Origin of the sequence: Martelella sp. UBA3392 (assembly GCF_002358775.1) — a bacterium.
Lineage (GTDB): Bacteria > Pseudomonadota > Alphaproteobacteria > Rhizobiales > Rhizobiaceae > Martelella > Martelella mediterranea.
Genome location: NZ_DEPM01000055.1, coordinates 1 through 19,674, shown reverse-complemented (window position 1 = coordinate 19,674; position 19,674 = coordinate 1). Strand labels below are relative to the sequence as shown.

Genomic DNA, 19,674 nt, shown 5'->3' with positions numbered 1-19,674 from the left:
AGCCGGTTGCCGCGGGTATAGATCTGGGCGTTGATGGTCGAGCCGCCGCCGATGACCTTGGCCTGGGTGAAACGGATCGACATGCCGTTCATGTGCCGCTGCGGCACGGTGTGCCAGCCCCAGCTTCCGATGCCCTTGGTCATCTTGGCGAAACCGGCCGGCAGCGTATAGAACGGATGCCGGTCCGCGCCGCCTGCTTCCAGCAGCAGAACCTTGACCTCCGGGTTTTTGGAAAGCCTTGCGGCCAGCACGCACCCGGCCGAACCGCCGCCAACAATGATGAAATCATAGGCCATGCAATGATCCTCCCGAGGGCGATTTAGCACAGGTTTAGGAACGTTCCAAATAAATTCCGCGGGCGGACGGGATGATCGATGGCTCTCGAAGTGCCGTGAATAACGCATGTGCGCATCCAACTGGGCGGGTCTTGCAAAATCACATTAAAAGATAACATATTATCTTCACAATGATTGATTATGAGAGATCACGATGTTAGTCACCGCTCATGAGATGCGAGGAGCCGTCCGTTGAAGCTTGATGATCGACGCCGGGATATTGTCGACCTGCTGGTCGAGGAGGGCACGGTTTCGCTTGACGATCTGGCGGCGCGCTTTGCCGTCTCGAAGATGACGATCCACCGCGATCTGGATGATCTCGAAGCCGAGGGCCTGCTGCGCAAGGTGCGCGGCGGGGCCACGATCGAGGCGAGCGGCCAGTTCGAAAGCGATTATCGCTATCGCGCGAAGATGGCGCCGGCGCTGAAAAGCGCGATCGCGCGGCGCGCCGCCGATTTCATCGAGCCGGGCATGAGCGTGATGGTCGATGACGGCTCGACGTCGGAAGCGGTCATCCCGTTCCTGATCGAGAAACGGCCGCTGACGGTGATCACCAACAATCTTTCGATCATCAACGGGCTTTCGGGGCAGGGCGGCATCAGCCTGATCGCGCTTGGCGGCGATTTCTCGAAAAAATTCAACGGCTTCTTCGGGGTGATCACAACCGCCACGCTTGCCGACCTGCGCGCCGATATCGCGCTGATCACCAGTTCCTCGATCCATGGCCGCATCGCCTGCCACCAGGACCAGGAGGTGTTGCAGGTCAAGCGGGCGATGATGGCGGTCGCGCAGAAGTCCTATCTGATGGCCGACCACAACAAGTTCGGCCGCACCGCCCTGCACCGGCTGGCGGATCTCGATGCCTTCGCCGGCGTGGTGACCAGCCGCGCGCTGCCCGAAGACCAGGCCGCGGAACTGACCAGCCAGGGCATAGAATTGTATTTCGCAGAGGAAGAGTGAGCGATGGCACGGTTTGACCGGTTCTTTGTCGGAACCAGCTGGAAGATGAACAAGACGCTGTCCGAGGCCGTCGCCTATGCCGATGCGCTGGCCGTCGCAAAGGGCGATGACCGGATCCAGCGCTTCGTCATCCCGCCCTTCACCGCCATCCGCGAGGTCAAGGCGCGGCTTTCGGATGCCGATGTGCTGGTCGGCGCGCAGAACATGCACTGGGACGATCACGGCGCGTGGACCGGCGAGATCTCCCCGGTGATGCTTGCCGATTGCGGCATGGATATCGTCGAGCTCGGCCATTCGGAGCGGCGCGCCAATTTTGGCGAGACCGACGACACCGTCGGCCTGAAGACCGAGGCGGCCGTGCGCCACGGCATGATCCCGCTGATCTGCATCGGCGAGACCGAGGCGGAAAAGGATGCCGGCCGCGCCGACGACGTGCTGCATGCCCAGGTCGAGGCCGCATTGTCGCGACTTGACGACAAGCAGAAGCAGGCCGAGATCATCTTCGCCTACGAGCCGGTCTGGGCGATCGGCGAGCGCGGGCACCCGGCCTCGCCCGAATACGCCGAGGCGCGGCAGGCCAAGATCATCGACACCACCCGGCTTGTGACCGGCCGCGAACTGCCCTGCCTTTACGGCGGCAGCGTCAACCCCGGAAACTGCGCCGAAATGATCGCCTGCGACCATGTCGACGGGCTGTTCATCGGCCGTTCCGCCTGGCATGTCGAGGGCTATCTCGACATTCTGGAGCGGGTCGCGAAGGTCATCTGAACCAATATTCTCTCGAAAGGAAAACACCATGAAGATTGCAGTCGCAGGAGACAGCGCCGGAGCCCCGCTCGCCAAGGTCATCGCCGAGCATCTGGCCGGCCGCGAAGGGTTCACCGTTTCCGAACTCAGCACCCCGCCCAACAATGGCAACGAATATTACGCCAACCTGTCCGATCGGGTCACCGCCGGTATTCTGGACGGCACCTATGACCGGGCAATTCTTTGCTGCGGCACGGGCATCGGCGTCGCGATCTCGGCCAACAAGGTTCCCGGCATCCGCGCCGCCCAGACCCACGACACCTATTCGGCGGAACGCGCGGCGCTCTCCAACAACGCCCAGGTCATCACCATGGGCGCGCGCGTGATCGGAACCGAACTCGCCAAGTCGATCGCCGACGCCTATCTGGCCTGCGAGTTCGACCCCAACGGCCGCTCCGCCGGCAATGTCCAGGCGATCAACGATCTGGACGCGAAGTATAACGCGAAGGGCTGATTTGGCGGAGGCCTCGCCTTCTCACTTGAAGGCGAGGCCGACTGCACAGGCCTTGCGTCTTGCTCCCAATATTCTCTCCCGCTTGCGGGAGAGATACCCCCGACAGGGGGAGTGAGGGTGAAGCAGCGCGTCGGATCGTGAGAGCGTTTGAGAGGAAAGTCTCCCCCCTCACTGTCGCTTTCGCGACATCTCTCCCCTCCGGGGCGAGAGGATTGGGGGCTATGCGACAGCCCTTGTCATGGACTGCAATCTTTGGCTGCGCCGTCTTCGGGTTGCCAAAGCGCGACTACAGCCGCACCCGGTTTACCGTCTGCAGATGCTCTTCCACCGCCGCGATTTCGGCCGCGCGGGTTTCCGCGCTCCAGCCGAGCACATCCCCGGCCACTTCCGCAATCCGCTCGATATCGCTCTTGTGCAGCCGTCCGGTGATCGCGAGCGTGGTGCGGCGCATCACGATATCGGCGAGGTGGGTGACGAATTCGTTGCTGACGATCCAGTCGATCTCGGCCACGGAATAGTCGCTGACCTGCGGCAGGCGCTCCTGATTGCCGAAACTCGCCTCATAGATTGCGATTGCGCGGGCGGTGGTGCCGTAGCGGGTCAGCAGTTCGTCGATCCGTTTTTCCGAAAGCCCGGTTTCGCCGGCCACATCGGCAATCCATGTCCGCCGCGCCGCAGCGTCGGTCGGGAAATCCCGGCCGCCGCCGATCGGGCTGTTCTCGGTGGAGATGCGCCGGTCGCGGCCGAGCCGTTTGAGAACGGTATCGGCGACCTCCTCGGCAAAACCGCGGAACGTCGTCCACTTCCCGCCGATCAGCGGGATGATCGCGAAATGGCGTGCCTCATCGGCCTCCAGAACCGGGGCGGAGTGATCGCGGCTGATGAGGCCCGGAATATCGGCATCGGAGGCCGGCAGCGGTCTTATACCGCTATAGGCGTAGACGATCTGCTCCTCGCCGATTTCGAGGCCCGGCAGCAGCGCCTTGAGGCTGTTGATGAAATAGGCGATCTCGTCATCCTCGCAGCGCACTTCATCGGGATTGTCGGCGGGAATATCGGTGGAACCGGCAAGGGCGAGGCCGAGATATTCGTAGACCAGGCAGATGCGCCCGTCATCGGCCTCGAAATAGATCATCCGGCCTGCAAGCCGCTTTACCAGTTCATCATTGCGCAGCAGCACATGGGAGCCCTTGGTGCCGCCGATCAGCTTTGTCTGAAGGCCAAGCATGGCGTTGACGTGATCGATCCAGGGGCCGGCGGCGTTGACCACCAGGCCGGGTTTGACCGCTAGGGTCTCGCCAGCCTCGGTTTCAAAGACGATCCGGTCGGCATCCGCCGCGCGAATGGTGGTGGCATTAAGCGCCGCCGAGCCGGGATTGGCGGCAAGCCCGTCGCGGATCAATTCCATGACGAGGCGTTCGGGCTGGGTGATGCGGGCATCATAATAGGTGCCGGCGGCGACGATCGTATCCGTCAGCCCCGGCATGTCGGACAGCGCCCGGCGTCTGCCGACCAGCTTGTGGCGCGGCATCACCCGGTGGCGCGCGCCGTAGAAATCATAGAGCCAGAGCCCGATTTTCACGAGGATTGCCCCGCGGCTGCGCGGCGCGCTGGTGGAGCCGAACAGGGTGCGAAGTGCGGCCCATATCCCCTTGGTCCAGGAAAAGATCGGGATCATGGTCGGCAGCGGCTCGACGCAATGGGGCGCGTTGCGCAGCAGCAGGTTGCGCTCCAGCGTCGATTGGGCGACGAGGCCGAATTCGCCGGTCTCGAGATATTTCAGCCCGCCATGGATCAGCCGCGAGGGGGCGGCGCTGGTGCCGGCGCCGAAATCTGCCTTTTCTGTGATCAGGCAGTTGACGCCCTGCAGCGAGAGGTCGCGGAACAGGCCGGCGCCATTGACGCCGGCGCCGATGATGACCACGTCGAAAGCGGTGTCGTCGCTCATTTGGAAGCGCCCTTCACGATCTGGAGATTGACGCCTGCCTTCCGCAGCCGCTCGATTTCGCCCGGATCGAGGCTGTCGGTCACGATCACGATGTCGAAGGTGGTGAGATCGCCGAATACATTGAGGGCGACCTTGCCGAACTTGGTGTGGTCGGCAAGCAGGATGGATTTGCTGGCGGAGGCGACCATGGTCTGCTTGACGCGCGCGACCTGCTGATCCTGGATGAAGGCGGTCGTGCCCTCGATCGCGGAGGCCGAGCAGATCAGGAGATCGGCCCGCAAGGCCTCGATCGCGCGCAGGCAGATATGGTCGATATAGGCATTGTAGGTGCGGTGATACTGGCCGCCGAGGCAGATGAAATCGACCACATCGGCATCGACCAGCGCGTTGGCGACCGCCACGCTGTTGGAGATCACGGTCAGCGGATCGATCTCGTTGAGAAACGGCGCGATTGCGCCGGCGGTGGTGGAGTCGTCGAGAAAGATCACCTGGCCGGGCTCGATATGCGCGAGCGCGGCTTTCGCCAGCGCCTGTTTCTCAGTGGTGGCGACGGTGGCGCGATAGCGGTGGAGGCTTTCATAGATCCCGGAGGGCTGTGCGGTCACCGCGCCATGCAGTTTGCGCAACACGCCCTTGGCGGCGAGCTGGTCGATATGGCGGTGAATGGTCATGCGCGATACGCCGAAATGCTCGACCAGCTTGTCGATGCGCACCTGGCCGTGGGCGATGACGTAGTCCGCGATTTCCTCGCGTCGGCTGTCTGCCGTGGTCATTGTCCGTTCTCCCTGTCGCCGAGCGCTTCGAGCGTTTTCCAGTGTGGCTTGAGCGCTTCCGAGATATCCCGGTAGACGGCGAAGCGGCGATCATAGGTCGCTGCCTTCCGGTCATCCGGCCGGAAGGTCCGGCTGATGGCATCGAGATCGCGGGGGTCGTCGGTCGGGCTGTTATAAAGGCCGACGGCCGCACCCGCGCAAAGGGCGGCCCCCCATGCGGCGGCCTCTTCGGTCGCGGTCACGGTGACCGGGTGAGCGAGAATGTCGGCGAACATCTGCGCAAAGGCGGGATTGCGCGAAATGCCGCCGGTGAGCCGCACCTGCTCATACGGAAACCCGTCTTCCAGCGCGTCGACATGTTCGCGGTGGTTGAAGGCAATGCCCTCCAGCACCGCTTTCAGCATATCGCCGCGATCATGCCAGCCGTGTAGCCCGATGAAGGAGCCGCTGCTTGCGCCCCCGTGCGGCGATCCGAACAGATAGGGGTGGAACAGCACGCTGGAGGGCCGCGCGATCGCGGCCTCGATGTCGCCGGCAAGGGCCTCATGGATCGGCGGCCCGCCGGAAGCGGCCTTCTCGTGCTCGCCCTGGCACAGCGTATCGAGGAACCAGTCGTAATTGGCGGCCGATGCCGGCGAAATCGACATCGCGTTCCACTGGCCGGGTTCGATGGCGTTGCGGCAGAACCAGCGCGGATCGGTGAGCGGCTTTTCCGATACGATCTCGTTGATCGAGTAGGTCCCGGCGACGACGCCCATGACGCCGCTTTTATGCGCGCCGATGCCGAGCGCGGAGGCCGTCACGTCATGCAGGCCGGCGGCCACCGGCGTTCCGGCGACAAGGCTGGTCGCCCGCGCCGCCTTATCGCTGACATGGCCGATGATTGCGGCGGAATGGGCGCTCGGCGCAAGCCTGTCGTAAATCCGCTCCAGCCCGTAGAGTTCGGCCGCTGCACTGGAATAATCCTGGGTGTTCACGTCGGTGAACGAGGTGCTGGCCTCGGTGCGGTCGGTGCCGACATGGCCGGTCAGGCAGAAGGTCAGCCAGTCCTTGCAGCCGAGCACCGCGCCGATCCGGGCGTAACGCTCCGGCGCGTGGCGTGCGAGCCAGGCAAGCAGCGCCGATGGGGCGGAGAGATGCGGCCTCTGTCCGGTCAGCGCCAGCGCCTTGTCGGCAGTGCCGTTCTTCTCCCAGTCAGCGATGATGTCGCCGGCGCGGCTGTCGAGCGAGAGAATGCCGGGGCCGAGCGGCTGGTTGTCCTCGCCGAGCAGATAAAGCCCGTCGCCATGGGCGGTTGCGGCAATGGCGGCGATATCGGAAGCAGGGCGGCCGCTGAGCGCAATGGCCTCGGCAATCGCTTCGGCGGTGGCGCGCCAGAGCCCGTCCATGTCGCGCTCGACAAAGCGCGGCGCGGGTATCGACTGCGGCACGCGGCGTCTTGCGACGGACAGCACTGTGCCATCCGTGTCGAACAGCACCGCCTTGGTGACGGTCAGACCGTTATCAATTCCTAGAAGGCTCGGCATGTCGCGCTCCGATGACCGTATCGGTCAAAATTAACGGAATAATTTGATAAGTTAATATCAAAGCACGTTACATCGAGTCAATTATATCATTTCATGTGTTTGTCGTGCTTGCGCGGAGCGACGACCACGTTGATGCCCTTGGCATGCATCCGTTTGATATGGGCCGGCGGCGTTGCGTCATCGACGATGACGACGTCGAAATCCGTCAGCGCGGCAAGGCTGTGGAGCGCGCGGCGCTCGAACTTGGTGTGGTCGGCGAGCAAAATGCGCTTCGAGGCGGCGTCCAGCATCGCGCGCTTGGCGTCGATCATTTCGGAGGACTGGTGAAACACCATGTCGTCGGTGATCGCCGCCATCGACAGAAACACGGTATCGGCGCGCAGATTGGCGATTTCATTGGTGGTCATGCGGCCGAGAAACGCGTTGCACCAGTTGCGGAACTCGCCGCCAAGCGCCAGCAGCGTGATGTCGCGCAGGCCGCGCAATTCGTTCATCATGGTCAGCGAGTTGGTGATCACCGTCAGCGGCGCATGGTCCTGCAGATGCGGCACCATGTGGAGAACCGTGGTGGAATCATCCACGAAGATCGCCTGGCCGGGCTCGATGAAGCCTGCGGCGGCGGCGGCGATCGCGGTCTTTTCCGGCGACTGGCGGCTGGAGCGGTAGACGTCGCTCGCCTCGATCAGGCTTGTCGGCGCGGCCGACACCGTGCCGCGCGTCTTTCGCAACAGGCCGCGGCTGACCAGGTCGTCGAGGTCGCGATGGGCCGTCATCAGGCTGATGCCGAAACGCTCGGTCAGGTCCTCGATCCGCATCGGCCCTTCCAGCATCACGGTTTCGGTGATCAGCTGGCGGCGGGCGAGTTGGCGGGCCTGTCTGGAATCGGAGGGCATCTCCTCCGACATCAGATGGTCCATGGCGTCGTTGCTCTGACTCGTCATTCCCGTTCCTGTCGGCGGCATTGGTCTCGCGGCTGAAGGATGTTGTTATAGGCGGCTCTTGCCTGCAGGTGAATGCCTTTCGCAGGCGGTAAGCGCGGAACCGTCGCGCTGGCTGAAGGGCGGTTTGCAAACGCCCCTCAGAGTATTGAAAAAGCCTGCCCCACACGCTTCCGTCACCCTCGGGACAAGCCCGAGGATGACGCCCGGAAAGGGGGTTGGCTTTGTAACCAAATTGGGGGGACGCCCCGAGAGCGTCCCTCCCGTCGCTACACTTTACTGTGCCAGAACGAACGGGCCGGTATAGTCGGCGACATTGTCCTTGGTGATCAGCAGGCAATCGAAGAGCTGCTTTTCGGCGTCGACGCCGGTGCTGCCGGTCCTGATGAAGGAGTCCGCCTGCTGGACGGCTTCCTTGGAGAAGATCGCGACCGGCTGGAGCACGGTGTATTCCAGTTCGCCGGCCTTGATCGCGTCAACGGCATCCGGAGAACCGTCGAACCCGCCGACCTTGATGTCTTCCAGACGGCCGGCTTCCTTCAGCGCCGCGATCGCGCCGAGCGCCATTTCATCATTGCCGCTGATCACGCCGATGATGTCGGGATGGGCCTGAAGCAGGCTCTGCATCTTGTTGTAGCCCTGGGTGCGGTCCCAGTTGGCGACATCCTGACCGACCTTGACCAGATCCGGATACTGGCTCAGCACGGTTTCATAACCGTTGGAGCGGGTCTGGGCATTGTTGTCCGACGGCGCGCCGAACAGTTCGACATAATTGCCGCTGTCGCCGACATCTTCCACCCACTGCATGGCGCCGAGCGCCGCGCCCTGGGCATTGTTGGAGACGAGCTGCGACTTGGCGAGGCCTTCCTGGTTGATTTCGGCGTTCACGAGGAACACCGGAATACCGGCATTGACGGCCTTGCGCACCGCGCCGACCGAGCCGTCGGCATTGGCCGGATCGAGGATGATCGCGACGGCCTTGTTGGTGATGGCGGTGTCGATCAGGTTGCTTTCGGTGTTGGTGTCGCCCTTGTGGGCGGCAACCGTCGCCGAATAACCGAGGCTCTCGGCTTCCGCCTTGGCCACTTCGCCTTCCGTGTACCAGTAGGGGTTCGACGGATCGTTGACGATGATCGAGATCAGGCCGTCGGCCATCGCCGCGCCCGCGCCGAGCGGAACCGCGATGATGGCAGCCGCCATGGACATCAGAAACTGTCTCTTGTTGAACATGGTATTCTCTCTCCCTTGGTTGAATAGCTCAATGCTTCTCATTGGCCGTTATCCGGCCGGTTTTCCGCGCTCTATCAAGCCGTTTTGGTCTTGGCCCCCGCGGCGGAAGGGGTATTGGTCGAGGCGTCGCCATCGGCCGGCTTTGCGGCCCGGCGGCGGCCGTACTGGATGCTGTTCAGCAGCACCGCGAGAATGATGACCGCGCCGGTGAACACGGTCTGCCAGTAGGACGACACGCCGATGATCACGAGACCGTCGGACAAAAAGCCGATGACGAAGGCGCCCAGCAGCGTGCCGCGGACATTGCCGCGCCCGCCGGTCAGCGCCGCGCCGCCGATCACCACGGCGGCGATCGCGGTCAGCTCATAGGTGGTGCCGGCGGTCGGGCCGGCCGAGGTCAGCTGCGAGGACAGAACGAGGCCGGCAATCGCGGCGCAGATGCCGGAAAGCACATAGACCGACACCGTCACCCGCTTGACCGGCACGCCCGAAAGCTCGGCCGCGCGGGCATTGCCGCCGGTGGAATAGACCCAGCGGCCGAAGGCAGTGCGGGTCAGAAGGATGCTGCAGATGATGGCGACGACGGCCAGCACCAGCACGCCGATCGGCACGTTGAACAGGCGGTTGAAGCCGAGCCAGTCGAAGCCGGTATTGCCAAGCTCCGGCTTGCCGCCGAGATTGTTGTAGGTCAGGCCGTTGGTCATCAACAGCGCGGCACCACGCGCGACATAGAGCAAGCCAAGCGTCGCCACGAAGGCGGGCACCTTGAAGAAGGCGATCAGCACGCCGTTGATGGTGCCGATCAGCGCGCCCACCAGGCAGGTCAGGATCACCACCACCCAGACCGGCGGGAACAACACGACGCCGAACATGTCCAACTGAACGCCCTGCATCAGGAAGCCGGCGATGCAGCCCGCAAGCCCGAGCGTCGAGCCGACCGAAAGGTCGATCCCGCCCGTCAGGATCACCAGCAGCATGCCGATCGCCAAGAGGCCGAAAATCGCCACATGCGAGGACATGATCAGGAAGTTGTTGGTGGAAAGGTAAACCGGCGACAGCAGCGAGAACACGACGATGATCGCGATCAGCGCGAAGAACGCCCGGCCTTCCAGCAGAATGCGCCCGAGGCTGAAGCCGCCGTGCCGGCCGGAGCTGGAGGATTTTTGAACTTGACGTGTGTCGGTCATTATTATGCTCCGAAATTTAATGCTGAAATCACGCGGCCACGGCTTCGCCGGATGCGGCCATGATTTCCTCTTTTGATACCGACGGGTCGAACTCGGCGACGATCTGCCCGCGCGCCATGACGATGATGCGATGGGCGACGCTGAAGCATTCGCCGACTTCCGAAGTGGAATAGATCACCGCAAGGCCGCGCGCGGCGCGTTCGCCGAGGAGCCTGAACACCTCCGCCTTGGCGCCGATATCGATGCCGCGCGAGGGCTCGTCCAGCAGCATCACGCCCGGATGGGTGGCGAGCATCTTGCCGATCACGACCTTCTGCTGGTTGCCGCCCGAAAGCGAGCCGATCGGCGCGCCGCCGCCATCGGTCTTGATATGCACGTCATCAATCGCGCCCTCGACGATCCCGCGCTCGGCCTTGCGGGAGGTGAAGACCCGGCGGGTGAAGGTCGGGATCGAGGCGAGCGAGAGATTGCGGCCGACCGTCATGGTCTGCACCAGCCCGTCGCGCTGCCGGTCTTCCGGCACCAGCACCAGCCCGGCCTCGATCCGCTGGGCAATGCTGAGGCCGGATACGTCCTCGCCGTTGAGCAGGATCTGGCCGCCGACGCTGCGGCTGCGCCCGGCAATGCATTCCAGCATTTCGGTGCGCCCGGCGCCCATCAGGCCGTAGATGCAGACAATCTCGCCGGCCCGCACGTCGAGCGACAGATGATCGACGGCCAGCCGGCCGGTGCCCGAGGCGTCCTCGACGCAGAGATCGCGCAGCGACAGTTTGATGTCGCCGAACTCATAGCCGGTCGGCGGCGAGCCGAGGTCGAAATTGTCGCCGACCATGTTGCGCACGATCCATTCGAGATCGATATCCTTGCGCTCGCCAAAGGCGGTCATGGTGCCGTCGCGCAGAACCACCGCATGGTCGGTGATTTGCAGCGCTTCTTCCAGATGATGCGAAATGTAGACGATCGAGACGCCCCGGCTTTTCAGGTCCGCGATCACTTTGAACAGCACCTCGACCTCCGAGGCGCTGAGCGCCGAGGTCGGTTCGTCCATGATCAGGATGCGGGAATTGACGGAGAGCGCGCGGGCGATCTCGACGATCTGCTGCTGGCCGAGGCGCAAATCCTCCACCGGCGTCAGCGGATCGATGTCCTCCTCCAGCTCCTCCATCAGGATGCGGGTCTGGCGCTCTTCCTCGGCGAAATCGACGCCTTTCGCGGTGCGGATCTCGCGGCCCATGAAGATATTGTCGCGCACATTCATATTGGGCGCGAGGCTGAGTTCCTGATGGATGATCGAGATGCCCTGCGACGTCGCATCGGCGGCCGAGCTGAAGGTCACCGGCGCGCCGTCGAGAATGATCTCGCCGGAGGTGGGACGCACGATGCCGGAAAGCACCTTCATCAGCGTCGACTTGCCGGCGCCATTCTCGCCAAAAAGCGTGGTGACGCTGCCGTAATGCACGTCGAAATTGACGCCCTTCAGCGCGTGGATATTGCCGTAGGACTTGGCGATGTTGCGGGCGGCGAGGACAACCTCGTCCCTGCTGCGGGGGTTTTCGGCGGTCCTGGTCATTTCACGCTCATCTCCACCGGCGTGACCAGCCAGTTCTTCGGATTGATCAGCTTGAAGACGCCGGTGACGGTGATCGTCTTGCCGGAAAGGTTCGCGGTGTCGATATCGGCGAGCACTTCCTTCTTCATCTCGTTATTCAGCGCGGAACCGGCATCCTGATATTCGATCTGGTTCTTGAACTGGCCAAACGCGATCGTGCCGGTGGCATCGCGCAGATCGGTGCCGTTGATCGCCGGGCCGGTCTGGACGCGGATGGTGATCTCCTCCGGCACGCCGTCCGCGGCAACGGGGTAGATGCCGCCCTTGGCCTCGCCCGCAACGCCGGTGAAGCTGACCGGCATGACAGCGCCGATCCCGGCCTTGACGCCGTATTTCTCGATCGCCGCATCCTTGTCGGCGGCGATGTCGCTCGCAAGCGTTGCCGCATCGACGGCCCGGTCCTCGACGCTTTTCTGGACAATGGGGAAGTTCTCGGCGCCGAAGGCCTCCGGCGAGAAACCGTCTTCCGTCACATGCTCGGCGGTGCCGATGCGCACGACTTTGGTGTCGAAGGCCATCGCGGCAATAACGACCACGATCGTGAGCGTGCCGATGATCATCGGCAGTTTCGAGCCGCGCGGACGGGCGGAATGACCGGAAGAAGGGTTTGTGGCTTGTGCACTCATCAGGAGGTGACCTTCAGACGCTGGAATTTTGAACATGAAAGCGTGCCGCCGGCCCCGTGGGCAGCAGGCGACGCCGGAAGGCGGACACGGCAGATTGATGGCAGTGTTGGCATCAGGTCGCTCCTCCCTTGCGGCCTCCTTGATGGCGCGCCTCCGCAACGTCCTCTCGCTGCTTTGGAACGGCCGGCTGAACCGGCGGCCACGGATAACAGTTCGTGTTATCGCTATGTTATCTATTCGGCAAACTATGTTATAATTAAACTTGGCTGTCAATCGCCGGGATCAAAATCCGGTCGTCGGGCATTTGATCGCCGCCGGATTCCGGCCTTTCCTGAAACGCTATTCCCTAGGGCTTTAGCGATTAAAGGGCGTTTATGCGGCGTGCCGCCTCATGCGTGACCATGTTGGCTTCATTGACAGAATACGGTTCTGATGAAATAAATTGCCATAAATATAAAAAATTACAAAAAGGGAGAGAGCATGGCGCGAGCGGGTCGACGGCGCGATTTTGACGAGAGCATGGCGCTGCGCGCCGCGTGGCTTCATTACGGCGGCGGGCTGACGCAGGCCGAAGTTGCCGCGCGTCTGGATATCTCCACCGTCAAGGCCCACCGGTTGATCGCCTGGGCCAATCAGAGCGGCGCGGTGAAGGTATCGATCGATGGCGATGTCGCCGAATGCGTCGCGCTCGAAACCCGGCTTGCCGAAGAATTCGGCCTCACCCATTGCGAGGTCGTGCCCGATCTCGGCGAACGCGGCATGCCGCTCCGAGCGCTCGGCATTGCCGGCGCGCGCTTCATCCGCCAGGAAATCGAATCCGAGCGCTCCGACGTGATCGGCGTCGGCCATGGCCGGACGCTGGCGAGCGCGGTTGACGCGCTGCCGCGCATCGCGGCCAATGGCGTGCGCTTCGTGTCGTTGATGGGCGGGCTGACCCGCAACTACGCCGCCAATCCGCATGACGTGATCCACCGGCTTGCCGAAAAGACCGGCGCCTCGGCCTATGTGATGCCGATCCCGTTCTTCGCCAACACGGCCGCCGACCGCGAGGTGTTTCTCGCCCAGCGCGGCGTGTCGCAGGTGATCGATCTGGCCGCCCGCTCCGATATGATGCTGGTCGGCATCGGCACGGCCAATCCCGGCGCGCAGCTTGTCGCGTCCCACATGATCGACGTCGCCGAGATCGGCGAGGTGCAGGAGCGCGGCGGCGCGGGCGAGGTGCTCGGTCACTTCTTCGATCGTGACGGTCAGCTTGTCGAGACCTCGCTTTCGGCGCGCACCGTGTCGCTTGATATCAGGGCGCTGGGCAAGCGCCGGATCGTCGCGATCGCGGGCGGTGAGGAGAAGCTCAATGCCATGGCCGCGGTGCTGCGCAGCGGCACGATCAGCGGCCTGATCACCGACGAGGCGACCGCCGCCGCGCTTGCGGATGGCAGGACCGGGTAGGGAGGCAGTGGATATGGCCAGTCACAATGGACGCGGCGACATTCTGATCGGCATCGATGCCGGCACCTCGGTCATCAAGGCCGTCGCCTTCGACCTTGGCGGCAGGCAGGTCGCCGAGGCTGCGGTGAAAAACCGCTACCGGACCGGCGACGATGGCTCGGCGACCCAGTCGATGGAAGAAACCTGGGATGACTGCGCGGAAGCGCTCCGGCATCTCGGCGACAAGGTCGAGGGGCTGGCCGCGCGCACGGCGGCGATTGCCGTGACGGGGCAGGGCGACGGCACCTGGCTTGCCGATGGCGACCACAGGCCGGTCGGCGATGCCTGGCTGTGGCTCGATGCCCGCGCAGCCCCCACGGTCGACCGCCTGGAGAAGGAAGCCGGCGCGCGCGCGCGTTTCGAGGCGACAGGCACCGGGCTTAACACCTGCCAGCAGGGCGCGCAGATGGCGCATATGGCGGCGACGCGGCCGGAGCTTCTGGCCAATGCCGCCGTGGCGCTGCATTGCAAGGACTGGCTCTATCTCAACCTCACCGGCGCGCGGGCGACCGACCCCTCCGAGGCGAGCTTCACCTTCGGCAATTTCCGCAACCGCGCCTATGACGATGCCGTCATCGAGACACTTGGCCTGACGGACTTCCGGCATCTTCTGCCGGAGATCGTCGATGGCACCAAGACCACGCATCCGCTGAGCCCGGACGCGGCACGGCAGACCGGTCTTCTGGCGGGAACGCCGGTCAGCCTCGGCTTTGTCGACATGGTGATGACCGCGCTTGGCGCCGGCGTCTATACCGGCGACGCGGGCACGGCCTGTTCCACCATCGGTTCGACCGGCGTGCATATGCGCGCCGTCCACGCATCAGAGGTCCGGCTCAACGACGACAATACCGGCTATGTCATCGCGCTGCCGGTCCCGGACATGGTCACCCAGGTCCAGACCAATATGGCGGCGACGCTGAACATTGACTGGGTGCTGGAGGTGGGCCGTGGCCTGCTGGCCGATATGGGCGTCGAGGTCTCCCACCGCGATCTGGTTGCGAAGATCGACGACTGGCTTTCGCGGGCAAGGCCGGGATCGCTGCTCTACCACCCCTATATTTCCGAGGCCGGCGAGCGCGGTCCGTTCATCAATGCCGATGCACGGGCGGGGTTCATCGGCCTTTCCGCCGGCCATCGCTATCCCGATGTCGTTCGCGCGGTGGTCGAAGGCCTCGCGATGGCGGCGCGTGATTGCTACGCCGAAATGGGCGACATGCCGGGCGAGTTGCGCCTGACCGGCGGGGCTGCGCGGTCTCGCGGCCTGCGCGGCGTGTTGTCGGCAACGATCGGCGCGCCGGTCAGGGTTTCCGCGCGCGAGGAAGCCGGCGCTGCGGGCGCAGCGATGATGGCGGCGGTCGCGATCGGCGTCTATCCCGATATGGAGCGCTGCATCGGCGAATGGGTGACGCCGCTTCTGGGCGAGGCCGAGCGCCCCGACCCGGCGCTGAGCGCACTCTATCAGCGGCGCTATCCGACCTATGCCGCCGCGCGCCGCGCGCTGGAACCGATCTGGAATGCAATGGCGAAGGATCGCCGCGCCGAACGTGATGGCGCGGCCGAGCCCGCCGTCGATGAAAGGACTACGAAATGAGGGAAGCCGGGATGATCGATCTGTTTGTGATTGGCGGCGGGATCAACGGCGCGGGCATTGCCCGCGATGCCGCAGGCCGGGGCCTTTCCGTGGTGCTCTGCGAAAAGGACGATCTCGCCGAGGGCACCTCGTCGCGTTCCGGCAAGCTGGTCCATGGCGGCTTGCGCTATCTCGAATATTACGAGTTCCGGCTGGTGCGCGAGGCGCTGATCGAGCGCGAGGTGCTGATGAACAACGCGCCGCACATCATCTGGCCGTTGCGCTTCGTGCTGCCGCATTCGCCGGACGATCGGCCGGCCTGGCTGGTGCGGCTCGGACTGTTTCTCTATGACCATCTCGGCGGCCGCAAGAAACTGCCCGGCACCCGCGTGCTCGACCTGAAGCGCGACCCTGTCGGCGCGCCGCTGCTCGACAAGTACACGCGCGGTTTCGAGTATTCCGACTGTTGGGTGGATGACGCCCGCCTCGTGGTGCTGAATGCGGTTGATGCCGCCCGCAAGGGCGCCACCGTGCTGACCCGCACGCCCTGTCTTTCGGCGCGGCGCGAGGATGGCGGCTGGACCATCGAGACCAAGGACATGATGACCGGCGAGGCGAAGACCTTCCGGGCGAAAGTCCTGGTCAACGCGGCAGGCCCCTGGGTGAACGATGTCGTGCGCCGCGTTGCCGGTTCCAACTCAAGCCGCAATGTCCGCCTGGTCAAGGGCAGCCATATCATCACCGAGAAATTTTGGGAGGGGCCGCACAGCTACCTCGTCCAGAACCACGACAAGCGGGTGATCTTCATCAATGCCTATGAGGGCAACAAGGCGCTGATCGGCACCACCGACATCGCCTATGAGGGGCGCGCCGAGGATGTCGAGGCCGACGAGGGCGAAATCCAGTACCTGCTCGATGTGGTCAACCGCTACTTCAAGCAGAAACTTCGGCGCGATGACGTCGAGGAAACCTTCTCCGGCGTCCGCCCGCTGTTCGATGACGGCCAGGGCAACCCTTCCGCCGTGACCCGCGATTATGTCTTCGATCTCGACGAGACCGGCGGCGTGCCGATACTCAATGTCTTCGGCGGCAAGATCACCACCTTCCGCGAGCTTGCCGAGCGCGGCATGCACAAATTGCAGAAATTCTTCCCCGGCATGGGCAGCGACTGGACCGACAGCGCGCCGCTGCCCGGCGGCGACATGGAAAACGCCGATTACGAGACCTTCCACAACCGGATGAAGACCGACTATCCATGGATGCCGGCCGCACTGCGCCGCCATTACGGCCGGCTCTATGGCACGGCGATTGCCGATATCGTCGGGTCGGCGGACAGCCTTGAGGGACTGGGCCGTCATTTCGGCGGCGATCTCTACGAGGCCGAGGCGCGTTACCTTGTCGAACATGAATGGGCCCGCACCGCCGAGGATGTGCTGTGGCGGCGGACAAAGCACCGCCTGCATCTGAGCGATGCCGAGCAGGCCGCCTTCACCGCCTGGTTCGATGCCGAACTGAAGTGAATTCCAACGAAAGGCCGGAGCGATGCCGCTGACGCTTTCCCTGAACACCAATCCGCTCGTCAACCGCTTCGCCGACCCGGTGGACCTGATCGAGACCACGGCGCGCGACCTGAAGTTGCGCGACCTTCAGCTCACCCATGAATTCATCAATCCGTCCTGGCCGGCCCCCGTCATCCGCCGGCTGACGCGGGCGATGGACGGCGCGCTCCAGCGCACCGGCGTCCGGGTCACATCCGGCATGACGGGCCCCTATGGCCGGCTCAACCATTTCGGCCATCCCGACCGCGACGTGCGGCGCTATTATGTCGACTGGTTCAAGACCTTCGCCGACATTATCGGCGATCTCGGCGGCGCTTCGATCGGCACCCAGTTCGCGATTCTTACCTATGCCGATTACGACGATCCGAAGCGCCGCGAGGAACTGATCACGATTGCCATAGACTGCTGGGCCGAAGTGGCCGAGCATGCGAAGGCCGCCGGTCTTTCCTATGTGTTCTGGGAGCCGATGTCGGTCGGCCGCGAATTCGGCCACACGATTGCAGACTGTATGGCGCTGCAGGATCGCCTCGCGGCCGCCGACATGGCGGTGCCGATGTGGATGATGGCCGATATCGATCATGGCGACGTCACATCCGACAATCCCGACGACTACGATCCCTATGCCTGGGCGCGGGCGGTGCCGAAGGTCTCGCCGATCATCCACATCAAGCAGAGCCTGATGGACAAGGGCGGCCATCGCCCGTTCACCGCCGCGTTCAACGCCAAGGGCCGGATCCAGCCGGAGCCGCTGCTTGCCGCCTTCGCCGAGGGCGGCGCGCGCGACAACGAAATCTGCCTCGAGCTCAGCTTCAAGGAGCGCGAGCCCAATGACCGCGAGGTGATCCCGCAGATCGCCGAAAGCATCGCCTTCTGGGCGCCCCATATCGATACCGGTGCCGGTGATCTGAAAATCTGAAGATCGCGGTTTCGGCAAGCCCCTGGCATTCCGGCGCCCTGGCGGAGCGTTGCGCCAGTTTGTCGCAATTGAGGGCATGCCGGTTTGGCCGAGGGCCCCTTTGATATTCTACGCCAATTCCGGCGGCGTTCTGATGAACGTCAAAATCCCCGTGAACCCGCGACGGCGAGATTAATAATTCAAATTTAAAATATATACGCGGCATTCTTGTAATTTCGTGGCGTCGATTATATCGTTTCTCCATCAAGCATCAAAAGGCAGATTTTAAACTGTTCCCGCCTTTGCCAACGCCGCCGTCCGGCGGGAAAATTTTAAATTTGGAGGAAACCATGAGCGCTAAAGTCGTACCCGTCGTCACCCGCAGCAGCGAGCTTGGCGAACAGACCCTGCAATCGGGCGAATGCGTCCGCAAGTCCGGGGTCAGCCCGCAGCACACGCCCGCCACCAAGATCTGGTTCGGCCGGGTCAGCAACGAGCCGGGCCATCGTTCGCCGCCGCATCATCACGAGGAAGCCGAGACCGGCGGCTATGTGCTCTCCGGCCACGGCCGCATCTATTTCGGCGAGGACTACAAGGAATATACCGACATGTATCCGGGCGATTTTGTGTTCGTTCCGCCGTTCATGCCGCATGTCGAGGTCAATATGAGCACCACGGAAGAACTGGTCTGGCTCACCTGCCGCACGCCCGACAATCTGGTCACCAACCTGCCGGATGTTCCCGACGAGCAGCTTGAAGGCTATCGTCGCGCCTGAACAAAACGGAGCAGAGCATGAAACTGGTACGATACGGTGAAAAGGGCACCGAAAAGCCCGGCGTCCTCGATGCAGACGGTGCGATCCGCGATCTTTCGGGCGTGATCGGGGATATCTCCTCCGAAACGCTGTCGCCGGAGCTGCTTGTCCGGCTTTCCGGCCTCGATCCCGAAATCCTGCCGCTTGTCGACGGTAGTCCGCGCTACGGCGCGCCGGTCGGAAAGATCGGCAAGTTCATCTGCGTCGGCCTCAATTATGCCGATCACGCTGCCGAAACCGGCAAGGCGCCGCCGCCCGAGCCGGTGCTGTTTGCCAAGGCGACCACGGCGGTCTGCGGCCCGAATGACGATGTCGAAATCCCGCGCGGCTCGACCCGCACCGACTGGGAGGTTGAACTCGGCATCGTCATCGGCAGCCGTGCGAAATATGTCTCCGAGGAAGACGCGCTTTCCCATGTGGCCGGCTACGTCCTCGTCAATGATGTCTCCGAACGGGAATTCCAGTCGGAGCGCGCCGGCCAGTGGATCAAGGGCAAGAGCCATGACACGTTCGGCCCGACCGGCCCGTGGCTGGTGACGCCCGAGGAATTCGAGGATATTCAGAATATCGATCTCTGGCTCGATGTCGACGGCGAGCGCCGCCAGACCGGCAACACCCGCACCATGATCTTCTCGGTCAAGCACCTCGTCAGCTACATTTCGCAGTTCATGACGCTGGAGCCCGGCGATGTCATCTCCACCGGCACGCCCCCCGGCGTCGGCCTCGGCATGAAGCCGCCGACCTTCCTGAAGGAAGGCCAGGTCGTTACGCTTGGCGCTGCCGGGCTGGGCGAACAGCGTCAGAAAATGGTGCAGGCATGAGCATGGCAAAGGCAAAGGCGGCGCTGAACGATCTCTCCGGCAAGACCGCGATCGTCACCGGCGCGGGCCGCGGGCAGGGGGCTGTCGAAGCGGCCCTTCTCGCCGAGGCCGGCGCGCGGGTGATGCTGTGCGACGT

The 19,674-nt window shown here is 63.6% G+C and carries 18 protein-coding genes; 9 read left to right on the top strand and 9 right to left on the bottom strand.

The features are described 5' to 3' along the window. Positions 1-296: GMC family oxidoreductase N-terminal domain-containing protein (locus tag B4E36_RS04190; protein ID WP_345900017.1), on the bottom strand; the 296-nt coding region annotated here is incomplete at its 3' end. Between the two features lie 231 nt (positions 297-527). Between B4E36_RS04190 and B4E36_RS04185 the strand changes: the two genes are divergently transcribed. From B4E36_RS04185 to B4E36_RS04175, 3 genes are read left to right on the top strand one after another with little or no spacing between them, the layout of a single operon-like run. Next, positions 528-1,295 carry a DeoR/GlpR family DNA-binding transcription regulator gene (locus tag B4E36_RS04185; protein WP_292055982.1) on the top strand — a complete coding sequence of 256 codons (768 nt, stop codon included), beginning with the start codon at positions 528-530 and terminating at the stop codon, positions 1,293-1,295. A 3-nt stretch (positions 1,296-1,298) separates the two neighbouring features. Further along, entirely contained in the window at positions 1,299-2,063 is a 765-nt protein-coding gene (locus tag B4E36_RS04180; RefSeq protein ID WP_292055981.1) for a triose-phosphate isomerase, read from the top strand. Between the two features lie 28 nt (positions 2,064-2,091). Beyond that, entirely contained in the window at positions 2,092-2,556 is a 465-nt protein-coding gene (locus B4E36_RS04175) for an RpiB/LacA/LacB family sugar-phosphate isomerase (protein ID WP_292055980.1), read from the top strand. Positions 2,557-2,842: 286 nt separating this feature from the next. Here the strand turns inward: B4E36_RS04175 and B4E36_RS04170 are convergent, their stop codons facing one another. From B4E36_RS04170 to B4E36_RS04135, 8 genes are all read right to left on the bottom strand, one after another. Next, complete coding sequence (locus B4E36_RS04170; protein WP_345900016.1) at positions 2,843-4,504, bottom strand: glycerol-3-phosphate dehydrogenase/oxidase; 1,662 nt, start codon at positions 4,502-4,504, stop codon at positions 2,843-2,845. Further along, entirely contained in the window at positions 4,501-5,277 is a 777-nt protein-coding gene (locus B4E36_RS04165; protein ID WP_345900015.1) for a DeoR/GlpR family DNA-binding transcription regulator, read from the bottom strand. Before B4E36_RS04165 ends, B4E36_RS04170 begins: the two co-directional genes overlap by 4 nt. Continuing rightward, complete coding sequence (locus tag B4E36_RS04160) at positions 5,274-6,803, bottom strand: FGGY-family carbohydrate kinase (RefSeq protein WP_292055977.1); 1,530 nt, start codon at positions 6,801-6,803, stop codon at positions 5,274-5,276. The genes B4E36_RS04165 and B4E36_RS04160 overlap by 4 nt, the downstream gene beginning before the upstream one ends. An 86-nt stretch (positions 6,804-6,889) precedes the next feature. After that, positions 6,890-7,744 carry a DeoR/GlpR family DNA-binding transcription regulator gene (locus tag B4E36_RS04155; RefSeq protein WP_292055976.1) on the bottom strand — a complete coding sequence of 285 codons (855 nt, stop codon included), beginning with the start codon at positions 7,742-7,744 and terminating at the stop codon, positions 6,890-6,892. Positions 7,745-8,017: 273 nt separating this feature from the next. Next, positions 8,018-8,971 carry a D-ribose ABC transporter substrate-binding protein gene (locus B4E36_RS04150; protein WP_292055975.1) on the bottom strand — a complete coding sequence of 318 codons (954 nt, stop codon included), beginning with the start codon at positions 8,969-8,971 and terminating at the stop codon, positions 8,018-8,020. A gap of 74 nt (positions 8,972-9,045) precedes the next feature. After that, entirely contained in the window at positions 9,046-10,158 is a 1,113-nt protein-coding gene (locus tag B4E36_RS04145) for an ABC transporter permease (protein WP_345900014.1), read from the bottom strand. A gap of 28 nt (positions 10,159-10,186) precedes the next feature. Further along, positions 10,187-11,728 (bottom strand): sugar ABC transporter ATP-binding protein, encoded by a 1,542-nt coding sequence (locus tag B4E36_RS04140; RefSeq protein WP_292055973.1) that lies wholly within the window; start codon positions 11,726-11,728, stop codon positions 10,187-10,189. After that, complete coding sequence (locus B4E36_RS04135) at positions 11,725-12,393, bottom strand: DUF2291 family protein (protein ID WP_414673729.1); 669 nt, start codon at positions 12,391-12,393, stop codon at positions 11,725-11,727. The genes B4E36_RS04140 and B4E36_RS04135 overlap by 4 nt, the downstream gene beginning before the upstream one ends. Positions 12,394-12,873: 480 nt before the next feature. Between B4E36_RS04135 and B4E36_RS04130 the strand changes: the two genes are divergently transcribed. The 6 genes from B4E36_RS04130 (at position 12,874) to B4E36_RS04105 (ending at position 19,538) form a co-directional block, all read left to right on the top strand. Beyond that, a complete protein-coding gene (locus B4E36_RS04130; protein ID WP_292055971.1) occupies positions 12,874-13,839 on the top strand; it encodes a sugar-binding transcriptional regulator in 966 nt (321 codons plus the stop codon). A 13-nt stretch (positions 13,840-13,852) separates the two neighbouring features. Then, a complete protein-coding gene (locus B4E36_RS04125; protein ID WP_292055969.1) occupies positions 13,853-15,469 on the top strand; it encodes an FGGY-family carbohydrate kinase in 1,617 nt (538 codons plus the stop codon). Then, positions 15,466-16,968: a glycerol-3-phosphate dehydrogenase gene (locus B4E36_RS04120; protein ID WP_292055967.1), complete on the top strand. Its 1,503-nt coding sequence runs from the start codon at positions 15,466-15,468 to the stop codon at positions 16,966-16,968. Before B4E36_RS04125 ends, B4E36_RS04120 begins: the two co-directional genes overlap by 4 nt. Positions 16,969-16,990: 22 nt before the next feature. Beyond that, on the top strand, positions 16,991-17,923 hold the full coding sequence (locus B4E36_RS04115) for a TIM barrel protein (RefSeq protein ID WP_292055966.1): 933 nt from the start codon (positions 16,991-16,993) through the stop codon (positions 17,921-17,923). Positions 17,924-18,252: 329 nt separating this feature from the next. Next, positions 18,253-18,678 carry a cupin domain-containing protein gene (locus tag B4E36_RS04110; RefSeq protein WP_018065737.1) on the top strand — a complete coding sequence of 142 codons (426 nt, stop codon included), beginning with the start codon at positions 18,253-18,255 and terminating at the stop codon, positions 18,676-18,678. A 17-nt stretch (positions 18,679-18,695) separates the two neighbouring features. After that, entirely contained in the window at positions 18,696-19,538 is an 843-nt protein-coding gene (locus tag B4E36_RS04105) for a fumarylacetoacetate hydrolase family protein (RefSeq protein ID WP_292055964.1), read from the top strand. Positions 19,539-19,674: the final 136 nt, after the last annotated feature.